This is a genomic window from Prosthecobacter vanneervenii, assembly GCF_014203095.1.
Taxonomy (GTDB): domain Bacteria; phylum Verrucomicrobiota; class Verrucomicrobiia; order Verrucomicrobiales; family Verrucomicrobiaceae; genus Prosthecobacter; species Prosthecobacter vanneervenii.
Genome location: NZ_JACHIG010000014.1, coordinates 97,690 through 121,147, shown reverse-complemented (window position 1 = coordinate 121,147; position 23,458 = coordinate 97,690). Strand labels below are relative to the sequence as shown.

Below are 23,458 nucleotides of genomic sequence, written 5' to 3'. Positions count from 1 at the left end.
CACCCTTGGCCCAAAGGTACAGCAACGTTTTTGTCACATACCCCCCTCAAACACCATGCCGAACACTACTGGCACTCCTGCCCGTCGATCAGCGCGCCCGCCAGCCGCACAAGCACCCAATCCACGTACGCGCCTCAATCTCTGCGCCAGCTGGCGGAGAATAGCCGAGCTCTGGAATCGACGGTCAGACGTGACCATCGTACTTCCAGCACTCACCACTCCATGATTGACAGATTCAGGCCGCCACGCCTGTTCTCTGTCACCGCCCATGAAGTCCCGCTCGCTCCTCGCGCTCCTCTCCCTCGCCACCTGCGCACTTGCCGCCGACAAGCCCGCCAAGCCCAAGGCAGCCGAGGCACCTGCCACGCCCTCCCCCTGGGGCGACTTCGTGGAAAAAGACTTCCCCTTCTTCAGCAGCGTGCTCGATGCCCGCGAAGTCGGCGAAGGCTTCCCCAAGGACAACCTCACACCACGCGGCATCATCCTCAATCTCGGCCACAACCTCTGGGCCTGCTTTGACACCGACCTCCTCCGCATCGCCGCCATCTGGGAAGGTGAATCAGGCAAGCCTCCCGTAACGCCCGATGCTCTCGCCCCCGGCTCCTACCACGTGGCAGGCCAGAAAACGAAGGACGGCCAGGAGTATCTGCCGAAGCCTATTGGCAAGGTGTGGCTGGCGAATGGCATCTATCCCGGCTGGCAGATCGGCGACAAGCCAAGCTTCACCGATCCCCGTGAAGCGACACCGAGTCCGGAGGAGGTGGGACGGGGGCCGGTCAAGAACAGCCGTTTGATTGGATTCTACCTCCAAGATGGATGGCTCAATATTTACATGAAGGTTCATGGCACGGAGGTGGTTCAACGCTTTATGCCTGGATCTGGGCCCACAATTGAATTTGCAGTATCTCCACATAGCGATTCGCTCGTGCTCACTCTTGGCCACCCGGGAGCATTTAAATCGGAGGAAATAAAATTCATAACCAACAATTTTGAAGCTGTTCATCTCGGTAAATCCGATGCAGAAGACCATGGATTGTTGGTAGATCTTCATGAGATCGACGGTGAGTCAATCAAGCTCTCAAGAGATCCCGAAGGTGTGCTTTTTGCTCACCTCCCCCCTGCCAAAAAGATTCAAACGTTCCAAGTCGTTGTCGCTGGCAATTCGGAGCCCCTTGACTCCAGGAATAGTCGCGAAATGCTTCCCGTATTTTGGCCCCAGACCCTCACCACCAAGGCCACACTCTCCACCAAACCCGACGCCTACGTCATCGACGAAATCCCGCTTCCCCTCGACAACCCATTGAAGCGCAACGTCCGCCTCGCGGATCTCGCTTTCCTCAATGACCAGGGCGATGCCGCAGGCGTCACCTTCGACGGCGATGTCTGGCTCATCTCCGGCCTGAAGGGCGATCTCGAAAAAGTCACCTGGAAGCGCTTCGCCAGCGGTCTCCACGAGCCCATGAGCATCGTCGTGCGTGGCAGCGACATCCTCGTCTTCGACCGCAACGGCATCTGGAAGCTCGTCGACACCAACAACGACAAGGAGTGCGACCGCTACGAGATGTTCTGCAATCTCTTCGCTCAAACCGCCGAGACGCGTGAGTTCCCCAACTCCATGAAGCTCGGACCCAAGGGCGAGCTCTACATCTCTAAAGGCGGCCAGGAAGGCACCACCTATGGCAGGCACAACGGCACCGTCATCAAGGTGGCACCGGATGGCAAATCCATCGAGGTCATCGGCTACGGCCTGCGCCAGCCCTTCATCGGCGTGAATCCGAAAACGGGCCTCGTCACAGCCAGCGACCAGCAGGGCAACTACGTCCCCTCCACTCCGCTGCACATCATCTCAGACCACCACTTCTACGGCCACCTGCCCACCATCGCGCCCAAGGAAAAATACCCCGAGACCATCACCGAGCCCCTCACCTGGCTGCCGCATCCAGTGAACCCCAGCGGCGTCACCCAGACCTGGCTCATCGGTGCCAAAATGGGCCCAGTGAACGACGAACTCATCCACATCGGCTACAACCGCCCCGAGCTCTTCCGCGTGCTGATGAACACGCACTTTGAAAAGCCGCAGGCCGCCGTCGTCAGCTTCAACCGCAACTTCGACTTCCCCACGCTCAATGCCGTCGTCAATCCCGCCGATGGCCAGCTCTACGTTACCGGCTTCCAGGTCTGGGGCACAGTAGTGAAAAAGATCAGCGGCCTCGCCCGCGTGCGCTACACCGACAAGCCGCGCGTGCTCATCAAGGAAGTCACCCCGACCGACAAAGGCCTCCTCCTGCGCTTCAATGCCAAGCTGGACCCCACGCTGGCCACCAATCCCGACAGCTACAACGGCGAGCGCTGGAACTACAAGCGCACCTTTGAATACGGCTCTCCCCATCTCAAACCCGACGGCAGCAGCGGCCAGGAATGGATGACCGCCAGCAGCGCCTACCTCAGCAAGGACGGCATGAGCGTGCTCGTCGGCTTCCCCGACATGAAGGCCGGCATCCACCAGATGCGCATCGGCTGGGGCCTCAAGAGCGCCGACGGACACAAGGCCGAAAACACCGCCTACTTTTCCCCCTGGGAACTCCTCACCTTCGACGCCAAAAAGGAAGGCTTTGACGAAAACCTGAAGGTGGACCTGACCCCGCGCAAAGCCATCGCCGCCGCTGCTGTGAAAGCCACAGCCGAAGAAGGCGAGCGCCTCTACCAGATGTTTGGCTGCATGGCCTGCCACAGCACCGACGGCACCCTCGTCGGCAAAGTCGGCCCCAGCTGGAAAGGCCTCTACGGCAGCGAGCGCGAGATCGCCAAAGGCCAGAAAGGCAAATTCAAAGCCGACGAAGCCTACCTCCGCGAATCCATCCTGACCCCCAGCGCCAAAGTCGTGAAAGGCTTCGAAAAATTCGACACCGGCATGCCCATCTACTCCGGCATCCTCAACGACTCCCAGATCGAAAGCCTGATCTTGTACATCAAGAGTTTGAAGTAGAGCAAGCGTCCCGCTTGCTCCTCGTGTTTGAAAACCTCGGCGTTGAGTTAGCCTCGGCACTCTGTAGATCGCGACAGCGTCCTGGAGTGCTCCAGCCCTCTGGAGCTTTACGCAGGCCATGAGTTACTCGAAAGCGCCGGAGGACCGGCGCACTCCAAAACGCAAAGCGCCTGCCTCGCGAAGGTTTACAAACACTGCCTAGCCTCAGCTCAGACTCCTCAGCGCTTCTCTGATCAGCTTGTCCGCTGTATCCATGCCCGGCTGCTTGGCCAGATCGTTCACCACCTTGATGGCCTCGCTCTGCTTGTAGCCCAGCGCGATCAGGCCCAGCACCGCGTCTGACTGCGCCTCCTGCTTCGGATCATGCGCGCCCTTGGCCGTGCGCGAGGCCTGCCACGCTTCCACCACGCCCACCTTGTCCTTCAGCTCCAGCACGATGCGCTCGGCGGTCTTGCCGCCCACGCCTTTGATCCGCGAAAGCGACTTCACATCCCCGCTGATCACCGCATCTTTAAACGCCGCCACCGGCATGCCGCTGATCACGCTCAGCGCCATCTTCGGCCCGATGCCCGACACCCGGTCCATCAGCAGGCGGAAAAGATCACGCTCATCCGAGGTCATGAAACCAAAGAGCGTATGCTCGCGCTCCGTCACGTGGTAGTGCGTCAGCAGCTGCACTTCCTCGCCCATCTGCGGCAGCCTGTCGAAGGTGCTCAGCGGAATGAGCACTACATAGCCCACGCCATGGACATCCAGCGTGGCACGATGAGGAAGAGCTTCGGCCAGTCGGCCGCGAAGAAAGGCGATCATGCCGCCATGAAGGCGGAAGGCCGCAAAGGTGCAAGCACTGGTTTGCTGGTGCGATGATTATGCCGCATCGTGCCGCTCGCTCACAGCACGGCAGGTCATGGCTCAAGAGGGCAGATTTCCAGAGGGAGATCATCCTGATCTCCCTCTGGAGCCAAACATATTGCCGTCAGCAGTCTTACGCCGAAAGCTTCTCCATCAGCTTCTGCGTGCGCTCGATGATCCGCTGCGGCTCGTCGAGGAGCCCGGCGGAGAGCAGCGCATTGTCCAGAATCTGCTCGGTGATGAGCCCGGCGGTTTCCGGGTCCTTGGCGCGCAGGCCGGAGAGATTGCGCACCAGCGGGTGGCGCGGGTTGATCTCAAAGATGACCTTGGAGCCCGGCATGCTGCCGTCCTTGCCCATGGCCTTCATCATCTGGCGCATCTGCGGGCTCATCTCGCCTTCAGGCGTGAGCACCAGCGCCGGGCTGCCCACCAGACGCTTGCCGGTGCGCACGGTTTCCACCTGCGTGGAGAGGTGCTCCTTGATCCAGTCGCAAAGAGAGGTGGCATCCGCTTCCGCCAGAGCCTCGCCCTCCTCGCTGCTGTCGCCGAGGTCGATATCCGGGGCGTTCACAGACTTCAGGTCCTTGTCTTCAAACTTGTTCAGGCTGGAGATCACATACTCGTCGATGTGCTCAAACATGTACAGCACTTCATAGCCCTTCGCCTTGAAGGCGGCCACATACGGGCCGCTTTCGATCGTGCTGCGGGAGGTGGCCACCTGGTAGTAGATCTCCTTCTGGCCTTCCTTCATGCGCTTCACGTAGTCGCTCAGGCTCACGGTCTCGCCGGGCTCGGTCATGCTGGACTCAAAGCGCAGCAGCTTGGCGATCGCGTCGCGGTTCGTGTAGTCTGTGGCGATGCCCTCTTTGAAGAAGCGGCTGAAGTTCGAATAAAACTCATTGTACTTCTTCGGGTCCTCCACGGCTTCCTTGTCCAGATGCTTGAGCAGGCGCTTCACCACCACGTCTCCCAGCTTCTTCACCAGCGCGCTGTCCTGCATGGACTCGCGGGAGATGTTCAGCGGCAGGTCTTCGCTGTCGATCACCCCACGCACAAAGCGCATCCACTCCGGCAGCAGCTTCTTCGGCTTCGGATCGATCAGCACCTTCTTGCAGTACAGCCCCACATTCGGCTCCATCTGGCCCATGCCAAAGGACTCCATGTTCTGCGTCGGGGTGAAGAGCAGCGCATTGATGACGATGGGAGACTCGGCCTGGAAATGCAGGCGGTAGCTCGGCTCGTCAAAGGCGTGCGCCGCAAAGCGGTAAAACTCCGTGTACTGCTCATCGGTGATGCCGTCCTTCGACTTCAGCCACAGCGCCTCCACCGTGTTCACGCGCTCGCCGTCCAGCATCACGGGGAAGCTCACAAAGTTGGAATACTTCTCCAGGATCTGCTTCACGCGGTGCTTCTGGGCAAACTCCGCCGCATCTTCCTTCAGGTGCAGCACGATCTTGCAGCCGCGTGCCTGATCGGACGAATCGTCGATGGTGTAGCTGGTGCTGCCGTCGCTGGTCCAGATGAGGTGCTCGCCTTCCTTGCGCCAGGAGTGCGTGTGCACCTCCACCTTGTCCGCCACCATGAAGGCGGAGTAGAAGCCCACGCCAAACTGGCCGATGAGCTGCGCGTCATTTTGCTTGCCCGCATTCTTCAGCGCGGCGGCAAAGGCCTTGGAGCCCGAGTGGGCGATGGTGCCCAGGTTTTCCACCAGCTCGGCGCGTGTCATGCCGATGCCGTGGTCGGCGATGGTCAGCGTGCGGGCGGCTTCATCCGTGGTGATGCTGATCTCCAGTGCGGCCGTGTCGTCAAAGACCTCCTTCTCCGTCAGCTGCGTCAGGCGCATCTTCTCCATCGCATCAGACGCATTGGACACCAGCTCGCGGATGAAGATCTCGCGGTCGGTGTAGAGGCTGTGAATGACGATATCGAGGACTTGTTTGACTTCGGCCTGGAATTCGTGTGTCTGGCTCATGGTTGTTATGGGTTTTGAGGGTTAGGGGGCGGAGAGAGTAGCTGGTGGAAAACGCGGGTCAAGAGCTGCGCGGCTTAAGAACGGCCGCTGTCACAATCCTCCTCGCCATTCCCTCCAGCCCTCTTGACTTTCCACCGCCCTCCCGCACACTCGCCGCCTCTACTTCTATGGGACTTTTCGATTCTCTCGCCAAAAACGCGCTGGGCGGCATGCTCGGCGGCCAGGACCCCGCCGCCATGCTCTCCGGACTGCTCAGCGAGGCCGGCGGCCTCAGCGGCATGATGTCCAAATTTCAGTCCGCAGGCTTTGGCGAAGCCTTCTCCTCCTGGGTGGGCACCGGGGCCAATCTGCCCATCACCCCCGAGCAGATGCAGCAGGCCATCGGCCTCGACTCCCTCCAGGCCCTCGCCGCCAAGGTGGGCATGCGGGACAGCACCGTCCTCCCCCTCCTGGCGCAGTTCCTCCCCCAGGTCATCGACAAGCTGACCCCCCAAGGCCAGATCCACGAAGACCATCCCAGCGGCAGCCAGATCCAGAGCGTGCTCACCAGCGTGATCAGCAGCAGCTTCGGCGGCCTGTTTGGCGGCGGCAAGGCGTAAGAAACCACATTGCAAACGCACGGGGCTTCCGGCATGTTCTGGCCGTGAACACCTCCGTTGCAGACTTTCTGCTCAACACCGCATCCTACCTGCGCAGGGTCATGGATGGGGAGCAGATCTGCCTTACCAACGAGGGCCGTGTTCAAGCCCGCATCACTCCTGAACGCCAGAGTGCATCCGAGCCCTCCGTGCAGGAGAAAATCGAGATGGCTCGTCGTCTTAAAACCAAGCTGTCGGCCAAATACACCGCCGCCGATGACTGGTCTGCACGAGATTATCTTGAGGCAGGAAGACGCGCATGATGACGCTCGTCGCGGATGCGAATGCTGCCCTCGGCACCGTGCTGCCCGGGCACGATGAACGAATTTCAGAGGTGTTTTTACACCACCTCAGCAGTGGCGATGCGGTCTTTGTGCCATCCCTTTGGCTGCTGGAGACTCTCAATGTTCTGCTCGTCCGCGAACGGCGGAAAAAGCTGGATGCCAGTGAACGCGATCAGGCGATCTCCTGCCTCCACGGCTACCCAGTGCGGGTGGATGAAGAATCCAGCGCCCACATGGCCAAAATCCAGACTCTGGCGACAAAACATTCGCTCAGTGCCTATGATGCGGCGTATCTGGAACTGACCCTGCGTCTCCAATGCCCGCTGCTGTCCTCCGACGGCCCTCTGTGCGCCGCCGCACAGGCCGAGGGAGTGCCGCTGCTCTGATTGAATCCCCTTCCCTTCTGACTCCACATGCTCCGTCTGGCCCTCAAGATGCTCTTTGGCGACACGGCCAAGTACCTCATGCTCGTCGCGGGTCTCGCTGTGGCCACCTTTCTCATGGCGCAGCAGACCGCCGTCTTTTGCGGGCTGATGAACTGGACCAAGTCCACCCTGAAAAACGTGCCCGCGCCCATCTGGGTGGTGGAGGACAAGGTGGAGCAGGTCAATGAAACCAACCCCCTTCTGGACACCGATGTGGCCCGCGTGCGCAGCGTCAAGAGCGTGGCCTGGGCCAGCCCCATCTACTCGGGCATCCAGCGCGTGCGTCTGGAAAACGGCAACTTCAAGATGATCCAGCTCATCGGCATCGACTCCAACACCCTGGCCGGAGCCCCCGCCAAGATGCTCGCGGGCGATCTGATGAAGCTGCGCCTGCCGCATTCGGTGATCATCGATGACCTCGGCGTCATGCGCCTTGCCCGCAAACGCGGCGAGAAAGTGAAGGTGGGCGATGTCTTTGAGCTCAACGACCAGGAGGCCCGCGTGGTGGGCATTGCCGATGCGGTGACCTCCTTCACCGGCGGCCCCTATGTCTGGACCACCTACGAGCGTGCCCTGCAGTATGTGCCTCCTCAACGCAAGATGCTGCAGGCCGTGATCTGCGCCCCACGCGAAGGCGTGAGCCTGGAGCAGGCCGTCGAGGACATCCGCCGCACCACCGGGCTGAAAGCCTTCATCAACCGCGAGGCCGGCTTCAGTGAATTCTGGGCCCAGCGCGGCGGCGGCGAGACCAACAACTTCAATGTCTCCACTGTCTGGTGGTATGTGAAGAATACCGGCATCCCCATCTCCTTTGGCACCACCGTGATCATCGGCCTGCTGGTGGGCATGGCCGTGAGCTGCCAGACCTTCTACTCCTTTGTGCTGGAAAACATGCGCCACCTCGGCGCGCTCAAGGCCATGGGCGCCTCCAATGGCACCCTCTGCCTCATGCTCATCACTCAGGCCTTTACCGTCGGCATCATCGGCTACGGCATCGGCCTGCTGGGCACCTCCGGCTTCGCCATAGGCGCGCTGAAAAACGAGCAGCCCCCCTTCTACATGCCGGAGTTTGTCCCCTTTGCAGTGCTGGGCGTCGTCCTCAGCATCTGCGCCCTGGCCGCCCTCCTCGGCATCTGGCGCGTGAGCAAGCTGGAGCCCGCGATGGTATTCCGGAGCTGAGTGCGACTGACACTCCTGCCCATTGATCAGCGCTCACGAATGGCTGACGCCATGCTGTGCTGAAAATGGGTTTGATGGCGAAAGCACGAGCAGACGGAGGGGGATCATCTTGATCCCCACACATGCGGCGTGTTTGCGGATGAATCGAGCACGCTGGGCGATGCGGGAATGTGTGGGATCGGGACGATCCCACTCCGCCGGAGCGCTGCCTGCCCGCAGAGCGAACGCAATGAGGCAATGCCCATCGCACTCCGGACCACTATCCCCCTACTCCAGCTGCAGCTTCGCCAGCGAGCCATACAGGCCGCCGGGGCGGGCCACCAGCTCGTCATGCGTGCCGCGCTCCAGGATGGCGCCGCCGGACATGACAAGGATCTGATCGCAGCGCCGCACGGTGCTGAGACGATGCGCGATGATGATGCTGGTGCGGTTTTCCATCAGCTTGTCCAGCGCGTCCTGCACCAGACGCTCGCTTTCGGCATCGAGGCTGCTGGTGGCTTCGTCGAGAATCAGGATGGCCGGATCGGCAAGGATGGCGCGTGCGATGGCGATGCGCTGGCGCTGGCCGCCGGAGAGCTGCGTGCCGCGGTCTCCTACCAGCGTCTGGTAGCCGTCCGTCAGGCCCGCGATGAAGTCGTGCGCGTTGGCCTTCTTCGCCGCGCTGATGATCTCCTCCTCGGTGGCATCCGGCTTGCCGTAGGCGATGTTTTCCCGGATGCTGCCGCCAAAAAGCAGCACCTCCTGCGGCACCAGCGCGAGATTCCGCCGCAGCGTGGTCAGAGACATGTCACGAATCGGCTGCCCGTCGATGCGGATCTCCCCGCTCGTCGGATCATAAAAGCGGAACAGCAGCGAAACACTGGTGCTCTTCCCCGAGCCGCTCGGGCCCACCAGCGCGATACGCTGACCCGCCTTGGCCTGCAGGCTGAAATCCCGCAGCACCACCGCCTCAGGCCGCGTGGGGTAGGCAAAGCTCACATCGCGCATGTCGATCTCGCCCTTGAAGTGCAGCTTCGCCACATTGTCGTCCTCGGGCTCGGTTTCGTCCCGCAGGATCTCGCGCACACGCTCCGTCGCACCCAGAGAGCGCTGCAGCTGCGCGATCAGTTCCGGGAATTGCATGAAGGACGCCGCGATCATGCCGCTGAGCCCCGCAAACTGTGTCAGCTCCTCCTTGCCGATGCCGCCGTCATTCAGCATGCGCATGGCAAACCAAGTCACAAGGATCAGCGCCACGCTGAAAGCAAAGATGATGAAGGCGATGAAGGACGCCCGCGGCACCGCAGCACGCAGCACGGTGCGCAGGTATTCGCTCAGGTTCTTGTCATAGCGCGCCAGCTCATACGCCTCGTTGCGGAAGGCCTTCACGCTCACGATGCTCTGCAGGCTCTCGTCCACCACCACCTGGGAGGCGGCCAGATTGTCCTGTGCACGGCGGGTCAGCTTGCGGATGCGAGCGCCAAAGATGGCGATCATCACGATCACCACCGGAATCGTGCCCACCATGAAGAGGGAGAGCTTCACGGACATGTTCAGGATCAGCCCCATGCAGAGCGTCAGCATGACTGTGTGCCGGATCAGCATCGGGATGGTGACCACCAGCGTCTCGCGCATGGCCTCCACATCATTGGCCAGCCGGGAGGCCAGCTCACCCACACGGCGGTGGTTCAGCGTCCCCATCGGCAGGCGGATGATGCGGCTGAAGGTGTCCAGCCTCAGCGCCGCCAGCGCCCGCTCGGAGGCCTTGGCAAAAAGCATGATGCGGAAAAACGCGATCACCGCCTGCGCGGAAATCAGTGCCACGAGATACCAGACACTGTGATTCAGCTCGGCCATCCATTCTGGCCCGTGAGCGCCGCCTATCCCCTTTCCGGCCACTGCGGCCAGCTCCTTGATGAAGAGGATCGTCATGCCGCCCGTGATCGCCAGCGCGATCAGCGCGGGGATGAACACATTGTAGTGCGGACGCAGGTAGTTCAGGAAAAAGCCCGCGTCTTTCCACGCCGCGCGGTCCCACAGTTTTTTGCTCGCTCGTTCTTCAGCCATGCTTGTTTGATTCTTTCTACTCCACGCGCACCGTCCAGCGCAGCGTGGGTTTGTCGGTCAGTTCCAGTACGCTCAGGCCCTCCGCATCGTCGCCACGGCGGCTGCTGCGGGTCAGGTAGTAGTCGCGCCCGCCGCCGCTGAGGCGCACGTTCACGCCCAGCTGGCTGTTGCCGTTCCCCAGCGCCCACTCGTGCAGGTAGAGGTAGCTCTTGGGCAGCACGATCGTCAGCCTCCGCCCGCCGCTGGCGCTGCTGATCAGCGTGGCCTGGATCTCCTTGGGGTCAAACTCCGCCGCATAGCTGCTGCCAAAGGCCCAAGGGGAGATCGCGTCCACCTTGGCGGCTCCATCCGCCGCCTTGCCGGTGATGCGCAGCGCCGCCGTGGCGCCCGCCGTCAGGCGCTCGCCGTAGCTGCGCGCATCCAGGTTCAGCAGCACTTCATAGGCGTTCCCTTTTTCATCATCCGCCAGGCTCACACCGGCCAGATCCAGCGTGAAAAAGAGCTTCATGCCATCGGCATCCGCACGCACAGTCACAGAGCTTTCTTTGCCATCCGCCGCCGTCAGCGGCACGGCTTCCTTCAGCCCCATGTTGCGGGTCAGCTCCACCTGCCGGTCAAAGCTCTGCTTCACGCCGCCGGAGTTCACCACCAGCTTCAGCGACTGCACGCGGCGCAGCGGCTTGCCCTGGGTGGGCAGCGGCAGCGCCAGCTTCAGTACTTCGGAGCCGCTGGCCTCCAGATCAATCCTGCCCGTCTGCGACTTGCCTCCACACATGGACTCCCATTCAGCGGAAAATTTCGCTCCCGTGGCGTTTTCGATCTCGATTTCCGGATTGAATTCCGTCTCCTGGTTGAAAGCCGCGCGCGTGTTCACCGCCACGCTGAAAGGCTGCAGCGGCATCGCCAGGTCTTCGATGCGTGCCTGCGCTCCCGCAGTCACCAGCACCGGCAGCCTCAGGGTGCCATCTTCCAGCGGCAGGCTGCGGCTGTCTGAGATGGCGTAGTCCACCTTCACCTTCTCCTTTGCACCAGCTTCCAGCTTGATCTCGGTCGTGGCGTCTTTCGGGGACAGACCCGCAGGCACCAGCGGCAGCACGGTCAGCGCCAGCTTCTCCTTGCGGGTGTTGGTCAGTTCAAATTCCAGCGCCAGCTTGCCATCCCCCTTCAGCGTGGCCTTCGCCGCGCCGGTCTGCCACGCCACCGCAGGCGTGCCCTGCATCACATCCTGGTAAAGGATGCGCCCCATGGCCGTATGCATTGCCGCCGTGGGCAGGGCTGCACCGCTCGCGCCTGCCGGGCCTAGCAGGTTCTGCACCTCATGCACCAACGCCGGAAAGATCTGGTCCGGCCCCTGCGCACCCGGGCTCACCTCGATCAGGCGCGAGAGATCGCCCAGATCCGAGAAAAGCACCTCCGCCTTGGCGCAGGCATCCCGCAGCACGCTGGCCGCGCCACGCGTCAGCGCCAGGCTGGCCTCCTCCGGGTCTGCCGCCTGCGGGATCGGCCCCGCCACGATGACTTCCAGGCGCTTGTTCCGCGCTGTGTCCAGCAGGCTGCGAAATCCCTCCTGCACATCCGCCTCAGGCACGCCTGCGAGGCCGTCCTCCAGTCCCAGCGCCACCAGCACCACATCCGGCTGACCGCGCAGCCCTTCGGTGGACAGAGCCGAGGCCGCGGCCGCCATGCCGGAGATGCGCACCGGCTGGATCAAAATCTCAGGCCCCATCACCATCGCATCCCGGCTGCGGGGCTTGGCCCCGGCACGCAGCACGCGCACCCCGCCGGTGTAGTAAAACTGCGCCGCCAGCTTGCTGGCAAACACTCCCGCAAAGCTCCGCAGCAGCGGATCCTGTCCGGACGCAGCCGTCACACCATCCAGCACGGCATCTCCCAGCACCACGATCTGCACGCGCTCGCGCCGCGCCAGCTTTTGCAGCGTCTGCGGCAGAAACTTCCGCCAGTGCTCCCGCTCCACCGGAGTCAGCTCAAAGAAAGTCTGCGCCTTCACCTTCGGAGTTGGCAGCTTTTCCTCCGCAGCACGCGCCGCCTGCTGGAGAGATTGCAGGTCCATCGGCACAGCGCCGGCCGCAGGTGCCGCAGCGGGGGCTGGAGCCTGGGCCGGTGCAGCAGCAGGAGCCGCCGGGGCCTGGGCACGCAGGCCGGCCATGCCCGGAAACGCCAGCGCGCCGAGAATGAGGAATGTCTTGCGGTTGGAAAACATGCGCCCGCTATCTCAGCGAGCCCAGCCACGGCTGCAACCGGCGAGTGCGTTTATGGCACAGGGTTGCGCAGCACGCCGGTTTCGTCATCATCCCCCCCAACCATGTCCACCCTCGCCCCCGCCGCCGTCCTCTACGAAGCCAAGAAGCCCCTGCGCATCGAGGAGGTCCAAGTGCTGCCACCCCAGGCGGGCGAGGTCACCGTGCGCATGAAGGCCGCCGGCGTCTGCCACAGCGACCTGCACGTGATGAAGGGAGACCTCTCCATGCCCATGCCAATCATCCTCGGTCACGAGGGCAGCGGCGTCATCGAGGCCGTGGGAGAGGGCGTCACCTCGGTCGAGGTGGGGGACCACGTCATCCTCGTCTGGCGCGGCTCCTGCGGGAAATGCGAATACTGCAGCAACGGCCGCCCCGCCCTCTGCGACATGGGCACCGCCATGCGCTTCACCGGCCTCATGCCGGACGGCACCACCCGCTTTCAAAACTCCGCCGGCGAGAGCATCCGCCACTACGCAGGCGTCTCCGCCTTCTCCTCCCTTTCCACCATGCCGCAGGCCTCGGTGGTGAAGATCCCCAAGGACGTTTCGTTTGAGCACGCCGCGCTCATCGGCTGCGGCGTCATCACCGGCGTGGGTGCGGTGGAAAAAGCCGCCCGTGTGCAGCCCAGCAGCACCGTGGCCGTCATCGGCTGCGGCGGCATCGGCTTGAATATCGTGCAGGCCGCCCGCATGGCCGGGGCGCGGCAAATCATCGCCGTGGACAAATTCAGCCGCAAGGAAGCCGACGCCCGCCAGTTTGGCGCCACTGACTACGTGGACGTGAATGCTGGCGACCCCGTTCAGGCCATCAAGGACCTCACCGACGGCAAGGGGGTGGACTACGCCTTTGAGGCCTACGGCTCCGGCAAGACCGCCGAGCAGGCCTTTGATGCGACAAAGAAAGGCGGCATGTGCGTCATGGTGGGCATCACCAGTGCCGCCGACCGCGCCAGCATCAATGTGAACCAGCTCGTCTATGCCGAGAAAACCCTGCGCGGCAGCCTCTACGGCAGCACCCAGCCCCGCAAAGACCTGCTCCTCCTCATCGCCATGCACCAGTCCGGCCGCCTCATGCTCGATGAACTCATCACCAAACGCTACCCCCTCGAAGGCATCAACGAAGCCTACGACGCCCTCCAGCGCGGCGAGGTGGCGCGCAGCTTGATCGTGTTTGAGTGAGGCAGCCCGCTAAAAAAACATCGAGCCCCAAAGGCCGCAAACGCCTCCCATAGTGGTCCGCACAGTCCCCTGTGCGGCTCGCAAGCTCTCTGGTTCGCGAGTTATGATAGGTCTGCTCAGAAACCCACCGCTCATTTCGGAGTGGTGCGACTTAAATGCCTCGCGTGAGATCTGCGCGAAAAAGCAGACGCTGGGCTGATCGTGCCGCACAGAGGACTGTGCGGACCACTTTGCTGACGCCAGCACGATACCTCTCAGGCGACACCGCGTCACAAAGCAGTCAGCTCAATCCCCTGTGCGGCTCGATCCCACGTCGCCTGACGATTAAATGATCCAGCACCGTGTCGCCCTGCCGGAGCCGAGCCACTCCAGCTTGTTCATGTCGAGAAGCCTCTTGATGATAGTCTCAAATATTCCCATTCCATACTCACGCACCTTCATGTGAGATTAGGTGAGTTTATGTGAGAAACAAAGGTGGCTCTCGCACCCTCACCCAATCGCCCGCTTCAGCGCATTCCGTGTCATCTGCTGCACGCGCTCATCCGGCCCATGCGGGCGGGAGAAGTGGCTCCAGGGGATCATGTGGCCGGGAGGATCGCTGAGGCCTTGGCTCCAGAAAATCGTCGTGGCGTTGAAGACGATGTTCTTCTTTGGGCCTTCGTAAACCGTGGCCGCATACTTGCCCAGCCGCGTGCCGCTGGCCCACACATTGCCCTCGGCCACCACTTCCAGCCCCGGGCGTGCGGTGTCGGGATCGCCATGAAACTCCCAGCCCACCAGACCGGCAATGCTGTCTCCCTTTTTCATCCCCGTGCCTTCAAACAGCCAGTGCTCAGGCTTGGCGCAGGTCCAGTCGCCACCGCCGTTGAAAGGCACCGTCGTGCGCGCGCCGATGATGTCGCGCTCATCCGGGCCCGGATTCTCAAACGGCCCCAGCACCTTCGAGTACGCCTCCTTCTCCTCCTCGCGAAATTCCCCGTAGCAGGTCTCCCGCGTCAGGCGTCGGTTGGCCTCGCCCTTCGCATTTGGGGTGAAGGGAGTCACCATGTACACATCGTTGGCCGAGAGCCACAGCACACTCAGTCCATCGGCGATGGCCTGCTTCACATTCGCATACTGGCGCATGTCCCAGTACTCGTCGTGGCCCACGCTGATCATCGTCTTCGCGCGCGCCAGATTGGCGGGGTTCAGATTGTCCACGTTCGAGCAGTAGGTCACATCGTAGCCTTCTTTCTCCAGCCAGTAGCACAGCGGATACTCCCACAGCAAAAACTCACCGCTGCCCATGCTCTGCGGGTTGTCAAAAATCTGCACATACTTGCCGTACGGGCGGTCAAAGCTCACGCTCACACCCGGGGCATGCGCAGCGCGCGGATCGGTGTAGAGCGACTCATTCACCGGCCAGCGGTTGTAGGCCTGCCAGGTGTTGTCGCTGCACTGGAAGAGGATGTCAGCCGGGCGGTCATCGGTCACGATGAAGACGATGTAGCTCTGCCAGTAGGGCTTGTCGGCGGCCTCGGGGATCGTGCTCAGTCTTCCCAGATACACGCCGCTGGGCCAGTCCGGCGGGATCGTCAGTGTGGTGCTGGCCTCCCACTGGCACTCGCGCAGGCGCTTGTCCGCCATCTCCGGCACGGGCTGCTCCTTCCCAGCAAAGGGCCCCAGCGTGGTCATGTGCCGCGCACCTGCACCGCCGTAGTAGCCCATGCGGAAGATCTCGATGTTAAACCGCGCCACCGGCCGCGTGCTCACATAGATGTCCATCTTCTCCCCCGCCTTCACCGACTGCCGCGAGCAGTACCCCTCGATGAGCGAGGTGCGGTAGGACTTGGCGCTGTCCGGCCGCATGCGCGTGAGCTGAAAGCTGCTCCCCGCCTTCGCATTCTCCGTCTTGATCAGCTCCGGCTGTCTCTTTGCATCAGTCGCCGCCATCAGCCTGCGGGCACTGGTCATTGCGGCTACGGCACTGGTGGTCTTGAGGAAATCGCGGCGGTCCATGGTGGGAGCAATACGGGCGTGAAACAGCGCGTATAGCAGACCATGCCGATTCATCTCACTTCACGCCGACAATTCATCGCCCAGATGGGTGCCGCCGCAGCCCTGGCACACAGCAGCGCTGATGCCGCCGAGGTGGATGAAAACCTCATCGCCATTCTCAATGACACCCATGTGGGCGGCAAGCACCCGGCCACGGCCTCCATCCCCACGCACCTGCGCGACACCGTCGCCTGGCTCGTGGGCCTGCCCAAGCGTCCTGCGGCAGTCGTCATCAATGGCGATCTGGCGCTCAACAGCGGCCTGCCGGACGACTACACCCATTTTGCCAAACTCATCGCGCCGCTGCATGAGGCGGGCATCCCCGTGCACCTCAGCATGGGCAATCACGATGACCGCGATGTCTTCTACCAGGTGCTGACCACAGAAAAACCCGCGACCACAGCCGTGGCCTCCAAGCACGTCGGTGTGGTGCAGACCGCGCAGGCCAATCTCTTTCTGCTCGACTCCCTCAAGGCGCGCATGGTGGCGCAGGGTCTCCTCGGGGAGGAACAGCTCGCCTGGCTCGCCAAGGCCCTGGACGCCCACGCCGACAAGCCCGCGCTCATCTTTGCCCACCACAATCCGCGCCTTGGTGGAGAAGAAAAACACTTCCCCGGCGGCCTGGAGGACTCAGAGCCGCTGTGGGAGCTGCTCGTCGCCCGCCCGCAGGTGAAGGCCTACATTCACGGGCACATCCACCACCGCAATTTCTTCCACCATCGCGGCATCCACATCCTCAACACCCCGGCCACCTCCTATGTGTCCAATCCCAAGGAAAGCACCACCGGCTGGACCATGGCCACACTGAGCCCCACTGGCGGCAGCTTCACCACGCATACCCACCTGCCGGAGCACGAGTGGAATGGCGCCAAGGTGGATCTACAGTGGCGGGCCTGAGAGCATGAGCAGCTGAAAACCGGAATGAGCCTGCAAAGACAGGCCAAAGCCAAGCCTCCGGCGGAGTGGGATCGTCCCGATCCCTCACGCTCTCGCAAAGACCAGCGCGCCCGCGCTGCCATACACCTCGTTCCCGCAACACCCAGCGCCACCGTGATATCCCACAAACAAGCGCCACCGTGATATCCCACAAACAAGCGCCCTGTGTGGGGATCAAGATGATCCCCCTCCGTCGCTGGGACGAAGCCTCCGTGTGCGAAGCCTCTGGCGGAGAGGGATCGTCCCGATCCCTCACGCTCCCGCAAGGACCAGCGCCCCCGCGCTGCCATACACCTCGTTCCCGCAACACCCAGCGCCACCGCGCCACCACCCCGCCATTCCACAGACACACGCCATGTGTGGGGATCAAGATGATCCCCCTCCGTCGCTGGGACGAAGCCTCCGTGTGCGAAGCCTCCGGCGGAGAGGGATCGTCCCGATCCCTCACGCTCACGCAATGCCCAGAGCCTACGCGCTGCCATACACCTCGTTCCCGCAACACCCAGCGCCACCGCGCCACCACTCCGCCATTCCGCAGACACACGCCATGTGTGGGGATCAAGATGATCCCCCTCCGTCGCTGGGACGAAGCCTCCGGCGGAGAGGGATCGTCCCGATCCCTCACGCTCCCGCAAAGACCAGCGCCCTCGCATTCCCACACACACTAGTTCCACAACGCCCAGCGCGTCCACCAAGGCTTCCGCGCTCCGCATCTAGCCACGACTTTTTTAACTGCAGGCGGGCCTGAGAACCGCTCACTTATTTTCGATTCGCAAGAACGCGCCTCTCGCCGCGTAGGTTCTGAAACGCGCATGTCCTCCCACGTCCCAGAGATTCGCCTTTCGCGGCGCAGCCTGCTTCACGCAGGTGGCGTGGGCATGCTGGGCTTTGGCATCAATCAGCTCGCCGCCCTCGGCGCTCCCGCGCCACGGCCCAGCATCGGGATCGGCAAGGCCAAGTCCGTCATCATGATCTTCAATGGCGGCGCGCCAAGCCACATCGACCTCTGGGACCCCAAGCCCGACGGCCCTTCGGAGATTCGCGGCGAGTTCAAAACCATCCGCACCAATGTGCCCGGCATCCACGTGACCGAGCTGCTGCCGCAGATGGCCAAGCGCATGGACAAGCTGGCTCTCATCCGCTCCGTGCACCACGGCCACAGCAGCCACAATGGCGGCATGCACTGGGCCACCACCGGGCGGCCCTACCGCGTGGACAGCACGCTGATCACCCCCAGCCCCACAGACCTGCCCGGCGTAGGCACCCTCGTGGGCTGGCTGGCTCAGCGCGATGGCTTCAGCAAAGGCGTGCCGCCCTACGTCATCACCCCCTTCCCCCACTGCGACAGCAAGGTGTACCTCACCCCCGGCCAGTTTGGGGGCTGCCTGGGCACACGCTACGATCCCTACGTGCTGGATGACGATCCCAATGCCGCCACCTTCCGTGTGCGCAATATGGGCCTCGACTCCAGCCTCACGCCCGCACGTTTCCAGGAGCGCCTCTCGCTGCTCAATCAAATGAGCGCCGCCGCTCGCCCCATCGCCTCTCCGCAGGTGGCGCAGATGGACATCTTCAATGAGCAGGCCACCACCATGCTGCAGTCTGGCAAGGCCGCCGATGCCTTTGATCTCTCCAAGGAACCCGAAAAAGTACGCGAGCGCTACGGCCGCCATAGCTGGGGGCAGTCGCACCTGCTGGCACGCCGTCTCGTCGAGTCCGGCACCCGCTTCGTCACCACGGTGAACGGCCCGTCCATCACCTGGGACACCCACAAAGACAACTTCAACGGCCTCAAAAACCGCCTCGTCCCGCCCATGGAGCAGGCCTATGCCGCACTGCTGGACGACCTGGAGGAGCGCGGGCTGCTGGAGACCACTCTCGTCGTCTGGATGGGAGAATTTGGCCGCACGCCCAAGATCAACAACGACGCTGGGCGCGACCACTGGCCGGGCTGCTACACCGTGGTGCTGGCAGGCGGCGGCGTGCGCGGCGGCCAGGTCATCGGCAGCTCGGACGCCAGCGGCGCCTACCCCAAGGACCGCCCCATCACTCCGGCAGACATCCACGCCAGCATCTACTCCGCGCTCGGCTACGACTACCGCGAGATCAGCTACCGCTCCTCGGACAACCGCCCCGTCGCGCTCACAGAGGGCTCGATGATCAGCGAGCTGTTTTGATTTCCAGCCGCACGCCGCCTGCTATGCTGCGCGCCGTGCCGCCGAAAAAGAAACCCCGGAAAAAGCCCGCCACCAAGGCCCGCCCCAAAAAGAAGGCCGTCAAAAAGAAGTGGCATCTCTATGTACTGCGCTGTGGCGATGGCACCCTCTACTGCGGCATCACCAACGATCTGGAGCGCCGCTTCGCCATGCACAGCGCGGGCAAAGGCGCACGCTACACCCGGGGGCGCGGCCCGCTGACGCTCCTGCGCTCCTGGCCGCAAAAGAACAAATCCGCCGCCCTGAAGGCTGAAATTTCCTTCAAACGCCTGAGCCGTGCGGCCAAAGAAGCCCGCCTGGGGGAGGAATGAAGCGGAATTACTTGGTAAAATGTGACTTTTGCGAAGGCTTTTTGAGACAAACCAGCAATCCTGTGATATGCGAGAAGGATGGCTACCTCAAAACCTGTTACCAAAAAAGCGTCTTTCTCCCGTCGAGTTGTTGATCACGTCACTGATGAGCTGGTAAATGTTCTTTCCACTGGTGAAACGCTGGAGTTCAAGGTCCTTTTTGGCCGGGTATTTGATGGTCTGAAGCTGAAGAACGCCGTCAGCGGCGGTGAAGAAATGCTGCGCCTGCGCTGCTATGAGAAGATCCTCAAGCTGACCAACAGCGGCCTCGTGGAAAAGATCGGCAAGAGCTATCGCGGCCTCGAAGGCATCGAAGCCGCCTCCAGCACCCAGCGTCTCGCACGCATGGACTCCGCCATCATGGCCGCCAAGGCCAAGGCATAACCTGCCTCCCGTTCGTCTTTTCCAATCCCCTCGTTTTCCAGATTCTGGAGCCTTCCAGAGTCTGGAAAAATAGCATCGTGGCACGACCTGCCATAAAGGGGAGAATCATGCCCGTTTTCCGCGAAACTCTGCCTTCTGCAGAGTGGTTGCCTCACTAGGATTCGAACCTAGAATAACAGATTCAGAATCTGCTGTGTTACCATTACACCATGAGGCAGTGGTTAGGCGGGCGGAGAGAATAGTGGCGGATGACGTTCTTGCAAGCGCGATGGCAGACTTTTTCACTCCTTGCCAGTCAGCTCGTGCTTGTGCGTGCGTGTTTCACTCACGATCACCCCGCTCAGGCAGATGAGGCAGATCAGATTTGGCAGAGCCATGAGGCCATTCGCCGCATCGGCAAAGTCCCACACCGCCTGCGCAGGCTGCACCGAGCCAAACAGCACCGCCAGCACCCAGAGGATGCGGTAGGGCTTCACCGAGCGTGTACCAAAGAGATACTCCGCCGCTTTTTCGCCATAGTAGCCCCAGCCGAGAATGGTGGAGAAAACGAAGGTCATGAGACCAAACATGAGGATGTACGGCCCCCAGGTGTGCAGGTCATTGAAGGCGGCGCTGGTCAGCGCGGCCTTGGGCAGCCCGTCCTTCCAGTGGCCGCTGCTCACCACCACCAGACCGGTCATGAGGCACACCACCACCGTATCCCAAAAGGTGGCCGTGCTGCTCACCAGCGCCTGACGCACCGGATTGCGCGTCTGCGCCGCCGCTGCCACGATGGGCGCGGAGCCCAGGCCGGACTCATTGGAAAACAGACCGCGTGCGATGCCCGCGCGCGCCACCTCTTTCAGCCCCGCTCCCACAAAACCACCCACCGCCGCCTGCCCGCTCCACGCACCATTCCAGATGTCCAGAAAGGTCTGCGGCAGCACTGCGTAGTTTTTGATCAGGATCAGCGCGCAGCCCAGCACATAGCCCACGGCCATCACTGGCACCAGCAGACCGCATACTTTGGCGATGCTCTTCACCCCGCCCAGCACCACGGCTGCCGTGAGGGCGGCCATCACACCACCCGCGATCCAGCGCAGCTGAGTGACGGATTCTGGTTTCACTCTCTCAATGAGCATCTCCACGATGCTGTTGGCCTGCGTCATGTTGCCAATGCCAAAGGCGGCGATGCAGGTGAAGACGGCAAACACCACGCCCAGCCACTTCTGCCCCAGCCCGCGCTCCAGCGCATACATGGGTCCGCCCGCCATGCTGCCATCTGGCATGGTGATGCGATACTTCACCGCCAGCACGGCCTCTGAATACTTGGTGGCGATGCCAAACACGCCCGTGAGCCACATCCACAGCACCGCGCCCGGTCCGCCCGTGGCCACCGCACCCGCCACGCCGATGATATTGCCCGTGCCAATGGTCGCGGCCAGCGCCGTCATCAGCGCGCCAAACTGGGACACATCTCCCTCCCCTTCCTTGTGCCGCGAGAACGAGATGCGGATGGCCTGCATCAGATGCCGCTGAATGAAGCCCGTGCGCACGGTGAGGAAAAGATGCGTGCCAAACAGCAGGATGATCAGCGGGGCACCCCAGACAAAACCGGAGAGGTCGGCGGCAATTTTGGCAAAGTCCATGCAGTGCTTGTAGGTGGTAAAACCACCTCCCGCCAAGCACAAAGAGTGCCCTGCGCACATTTCTCCGTCATCCCTGTGTTTTTTGTGCAAGGAGACATTCCCATTGCGTTCTCACCCTTCACCCCGCTATTTTTGCGGCTCCCAATCCACCCACCAATGAAGCCCTCGCTCTTCCCCAACCGTCGTACCTTCCTCCGCAGCACCGCCGCCACCGCAGGCGGCATCTTCTTCCCGAACCTGCTCATCGGCCAGGACGCGGCGGCTGTCGTCAAAAAGATCAACGTCGCCGGCATCGGCGGTGCAGGTGGCAAAGGAGCCTCTGACGTCGGCATCGCCGCTGAAGGCGCCAACATCGTGGCCATCTGCGACATCGACGAAAAGCGCCTCGACGACGCCAAGAAGAAATATCCCGACGCGAAGATGTTCACCAACTTCCGCGAGATGTTCGACACCATGGGCGACAAGATCGACATGTGCACCGTCTCCACCCCCGACCACGCGCACTACCCTGCGGCGATGGAGGCCATCAAGCGCGGCAAGCACGTCTGCGTGCAGAAGCCCCTGGTGAACCGCATCTGGGAAGCCAACGAGCTCCACGAAGCCGCCAAGAAGAAGGGCGTGAAGACCAACATGGGCAACCAGGGCCACACCAAGGAGCCCATCCGCCAGCTCAAGGAATGGCTCACCGCAGGCATCGTCGGCAACGTGAAGGAAATCCACGTCTGGACCAACCGCCCCATCTGGCCCCAGGGCACCGACGCCAAGGACATCTACACCGGCAAGACCGCTCCCAAGCCCCGCAACAAGAACGAAGCCGCAGGCGCTGAAGCCCCCGGCCAGGCCCCGGCCCACGTGCATTGGACCGACTGGCTGGCCCAGACCCCGGACCGCCCCTACGTCCCCGGCCTGCACCCCTTCGCCTGGCGCGGCAGCCTGGAATTCGGAGCCGGCGCCATGGGCGACATGGGCTGCCACATCATGGACGGTCCTTTCTGGGGCTGCGAACTTCCCGAGCCCTACGCCATCGAGGCTGAAGTGGGCGATCTCACTGACATGAGCTGGCCCATGTGGTCCCACGTCATCTGCTCCTTCAAGCACGCCAAATACGGCGAGGTGAAACTGCACTGGCACGAAGGCAAGAAAGACGGCGTGCCCGTCAAGCCCGCCCGCCCCGACAAGCTCGACGCCGCCTACAACTGGGACAAGATGATCGGCGGCTTCATGATCATCGGCGACGAGGACACCATCCTCAACCAGGGCGACTACTGCGAAAACCTCCAGCTCGTGGGCAACCGCGAGAAGTTCGCCAAGTTCTTCAAGGAAACGCCCAAGACCCTCGAGCGCTCCCTGGCCCCCGACAAGCCCCAGCTGGAGCTCGTCCGCGCCATCGAGCAGAACAAGATCTGCGGCAGCAACTTCGACTACTCCGTGCCTCTGACCAAGCTCTGCCTCTTCGGCAACCTGGCCATCTCCAACCCCGGCAAGGTCATCCACTGGGACGCCGCCAAGCAGACCACCGACAACGAGCAGGCCAACAAGATGATCAAGCGCGCCGCCGTCCGCAACGGCTGGGAATACAGCGCCGCCAGCATCTAAGCGCAGCCCGGTGAAACGGGCCGCCCGCCCGTCTCTCCAGCAAGCACTCAAAACACCAAACGCCCGGCAGAGAAATCTGCCGGGCGTTTTCTTTGTCCGCAGCGCAGGTAGAAACACTGAGCAGGTAGGAACTCCCCGCGCAGGCAGGGCGGCTTGTCCTCAAGCCGCCGGGTCTATTGTGCCGAAAACACCCACGGAGGCCCACCAGCTCAACACAGGCTACCAGCACAAACTCTCCGCTACCACCTCATGCCATTCGTTCCTTCACCCCGCTCACGCCGGAGGGCTGGGGACAGCCCTCCCTACCTTGCGCTGGGCATGCGCAGACCCACCACAGGTAGGGCGGCTGCAGGTAGGGCGGCTGCAGGTAGGGCGGCTTGTCCTCAAGCCGCCGGGTCTATCATGCGGAAAACACCCACGTAGGACACCAGCTCAACACAGGCCACCAGCTCAACACAGGCCACCAGCTCAAACTCTCCGCTACCACCTC

At 62.5% G+C, this 23,458-nt stretch carries 17 protein-coding genes and 1 tRNA gene; 11 read left to right on the top strand and 7 right to left on the bottom strand.

Translation table 11 applies throughout. The features are described from left to right. The first annotated feature begins 268 nt into the window (after nt 1–268). Nucleotides 269–2,986, top strand: coding sequence for a DUF6797 domain-containing protein (locus HNQ65_RS23930; RefSeq protein ID WP_184343854.1), 2,718 nt, complete (start codon nt 269–271; stop codon nt 2,984–2,986). 204 nt (nt 2,987–3,190) lie between these two features. Here the strand turns inward: HNQ65_RS23930 and ruvA are convergent, their stop codons facing one another. Together ruvA and htpG are read right to left on the bottom strand one after the other, a co-directional pair. After that, entirely contained in the window at nt 3,191–3,796 is a 606-nt protein-coding gene (gene ruvA, locus HNQ65_RS23925) for a Holliday junction branch migration protein RuvA (RefSeq protein WP_184343852.1), read from the bottom strand. Between the two features lie 175 nt (nt 3,797–3,971). Further along, nucleotides 3,972–5,810 carry a molecular chaperone HtpG gene (gene htpG / locus HNQ65_RS23920; protein WP_184343849.1) on the bottom strand — a complete coding sequence of 613 codons (1,839 nt, stop codon included), beginning with the start codon at nt 5,808–5,810 and terminating at the stop codon, nt 3,972–3,974. Nucleotides 5,811–5,854: 44 nt separating this feature from the next. On the opposite strand from htpG, the gene HNQ65_RS23915 reads away from it, so the two are divergent. Genes HNQ65_RS23915 through HNQ65_RS23900 form a run of 4 tightly spaced genes read left to right on the top strand, consistent with a single transcriptional unit; the run spans nt 5,855 to nt 8,336 of the window. Continuing rightward, nucleotides 5,855–6,409, top strand: coding sequence for a YidB family protein (locus HNQ65_RS23915; RefSeq protein WP_408004809.1), 555 nt, complete (start codon nt 5,855–5,857; stop codon nt 6,407–6,409). 44 nt (nt 6,410–6,453) lie between these two features. Then, the gene (locus HNQ65_RS23910; RefSeq protein WP_184343846.1) at nt 6,454–6,711 is read left to right on the top strand and encodes a hypothetical protein; all 258 of its coding nucleotides are present in this window, start codon (nt 6,454–6,456) and stop codon (nt 6,709–6,711) included. After that, nucleotides 6,708–7,118 carry a type II toxin-antitoxin system VapC family toxin gene (locus HNQ65_RS23905; RefSeq protein ID WP_184343844.1) on the top strand — a complete coding sequence of 137 codons (411 nt, stop codon included), beginning with the start codon at nt 6,708–6,710 and terminating at the stop codon, nt 7,116–7,118. The genes HNQ65_RS23910 and HNQ65_RS23905 overlap by 4 nt, the downstream gene beginning before the upstream one ends. A 27-nt stretch (nt 7,119–7,145) precedes the next feature. Next, nucleotides 7,146–8,336 carry an ABC transporter permease gene (locus HNQ65_RS23900; protein ID WP_184343841.1) on the top strand — a complete coding sequence of 397 codons (1,191 nt, stop codon included), beginning with the start codon at nt 7,146–7,148 and terminating at the stop codon, nt 8,334–8,336. Nucleotides 8,337–8,603: 267 nt separating this feature from the next. Here HNQ65_RS23900 and HNQ65_RS23895 read toward each other — a convergent pair whose 3' ends face one another. Both HNQ65_RS23895 and HNQ65_RS23890 read right to left on the bottom strand, forming a co-directional pair. After that, nucleotides 8,604–10,382, bottom strand: coding sequence for an ABC transporter ATP-binding protein (locus HNQ65_RS23895; RefSeq protein ID WP_184343839.1), 1,779 nt, complete (start codon nt 10,380–10,382; stop codon nt 8,604–8,606). A gap of 16 nt (nt 10,383–10,398) precedes the next feature. Then, nucleotides 10,399–12,603: an SGNH/GDSL hydrolase family protein gene (locus tag HNQ65_RS23890; protein ID WP_184343837.1), complete on the bottom strand. Its 2,205-nt coding sequence runs from the start codon at nt 12,601–12,603 to the stop codon at nt 10,399–10,401. Nucleotides 12,604–12,705: 102 nt separating this feature from the next. Here HNQ65_RS23890 and HNQ65_RS23885 point away from each other — a divergent pair, with 102 nt between their 5' ends. Next, a complete protein-coding gene (locus HNQ65_RS23885; protein WP_184343835.1) occupies nt 12,706–13,821 on the top strand; it encodes a zinc-binding dehydrogenase in 1,116 nt (371 codons plus the stop codon). A gap of 489 nt (nt 13,822–14,310) precedes the next feature. On the opposite strand, the gene HNQ65_RS23880 is transcribed toward HNQ65_RS23885, so the two are convergent. Then, nucleotides 14,311–15,819, bottom strand: coding sequence for a twin-arginine translocation signal domain-containing protein (locus tag HNQ65_RS23880; protein ID WP_184343833.1), 1,509 nt, complete (start codon nt 15,817–15,819; stop codon nt 14,311–14,313). A gap of 42 nt (nt 15,820–15,861) precedes the next feature. Here HNQ65_RS23880 and HNQ65_RS23875 point away from each other — a divergent pair, with 42 nt between their 5' ends. The 4 genes from HNQ65_RS23875 (at nt 15,862) to HNQ65_RS23860 (ending at nt 19,744) form a co-directional block, all read left to right on the top strand. Next, nucleotides 15,862–16,755, top strand: a complete 894-nt coding sequence (locus HNQ65_RS23875; RefSeq protein ID WP_184343831.1) for a metallophosphoesterase — start codon at nt 15,862–15,864, stop codon at nt 16,753–16,755. Nucleotides 16,756–17,606: 851 nt separating this feature from the next. After that, nucleotides 17,607–18,971, top strand: a complete 1,365-nt coding sequence (locus HNQ65_RS23870) for a DUF1501 domain-containing protein (RefSeq protein ID WP_184343828.1) — start codon at nt 17,607–17,609, stop codon at nt 18,969–18,971. After that, complete coding sequence (locus tag HNQ65_RS23865) at nt 18,968–19,321, top strand: GIY-YIG nuclease family protein (protein WP_221306271.1); 354 nt, start codon at nt 18,968–18,970, stop codon at nt 19,319–19,321. Before HNQ65_RS23870 ends, HNQ65_RS23865 begins: the two co-directional genes overlap by 4 nt. A gap of 78 nt (nt 19,322–19,399) precedes the next feature. Then, complete coding sequence (locus HNQ65_RS23860; protein ID WP_246438672.1) at nt 19,400–19,744, top strand: hypothetical protein; 345 nt, start codon at nt 19,400–19,402, stop codon at nt 19,742–19,744. A gap of 143 nt (nt 19,745–19,887) precedes the next feature. On the opposite strand, the gene HNQ65_RS23855 is transcribed toward HNQ65_RS23860, so the two are convergent. Together HNQ65_RS23855 and HNQ65_RS23850 are read right to left on the bottom strand one after the other, a co-directional pair. Next, a tRNA-Gln gene (locus HNQ65_RS23855) sits at nt 19,888–19,961 on the bottom strand. Between the two features lie 64 nt (nt 19,962–20,025). Beyond that, entirely contained in the window at nt 20,026–21,372 is a 1,347-nt protein-coding gene (locus HNQ65_RS23850; protein WP_184343826.1) for an alanine/glycine:cation symporter family protein, read from the bottom strand. Nucleotides 21,373–21,528: 156 nt separating this feature from the next. Between HNQ65_RS23850 and HNQ65_RS23845 the strand changes: the two genes are divergently transcribed. Beyond that, the gene (locus tag HNQ65_RS23845) at nt 21,529–22,968 is read left to right on the top strand and encodes a Gfo/Idh/MocA family protein (protein WP_184343823.1); all 1,440 of its coding nucleotides are present in this window, start codon (nt 21,529–21,531) and stop codon (nt 22,966–22,968) included. Nucleotides 22,969–23,458: the final 490 nt, after the last annotated feature.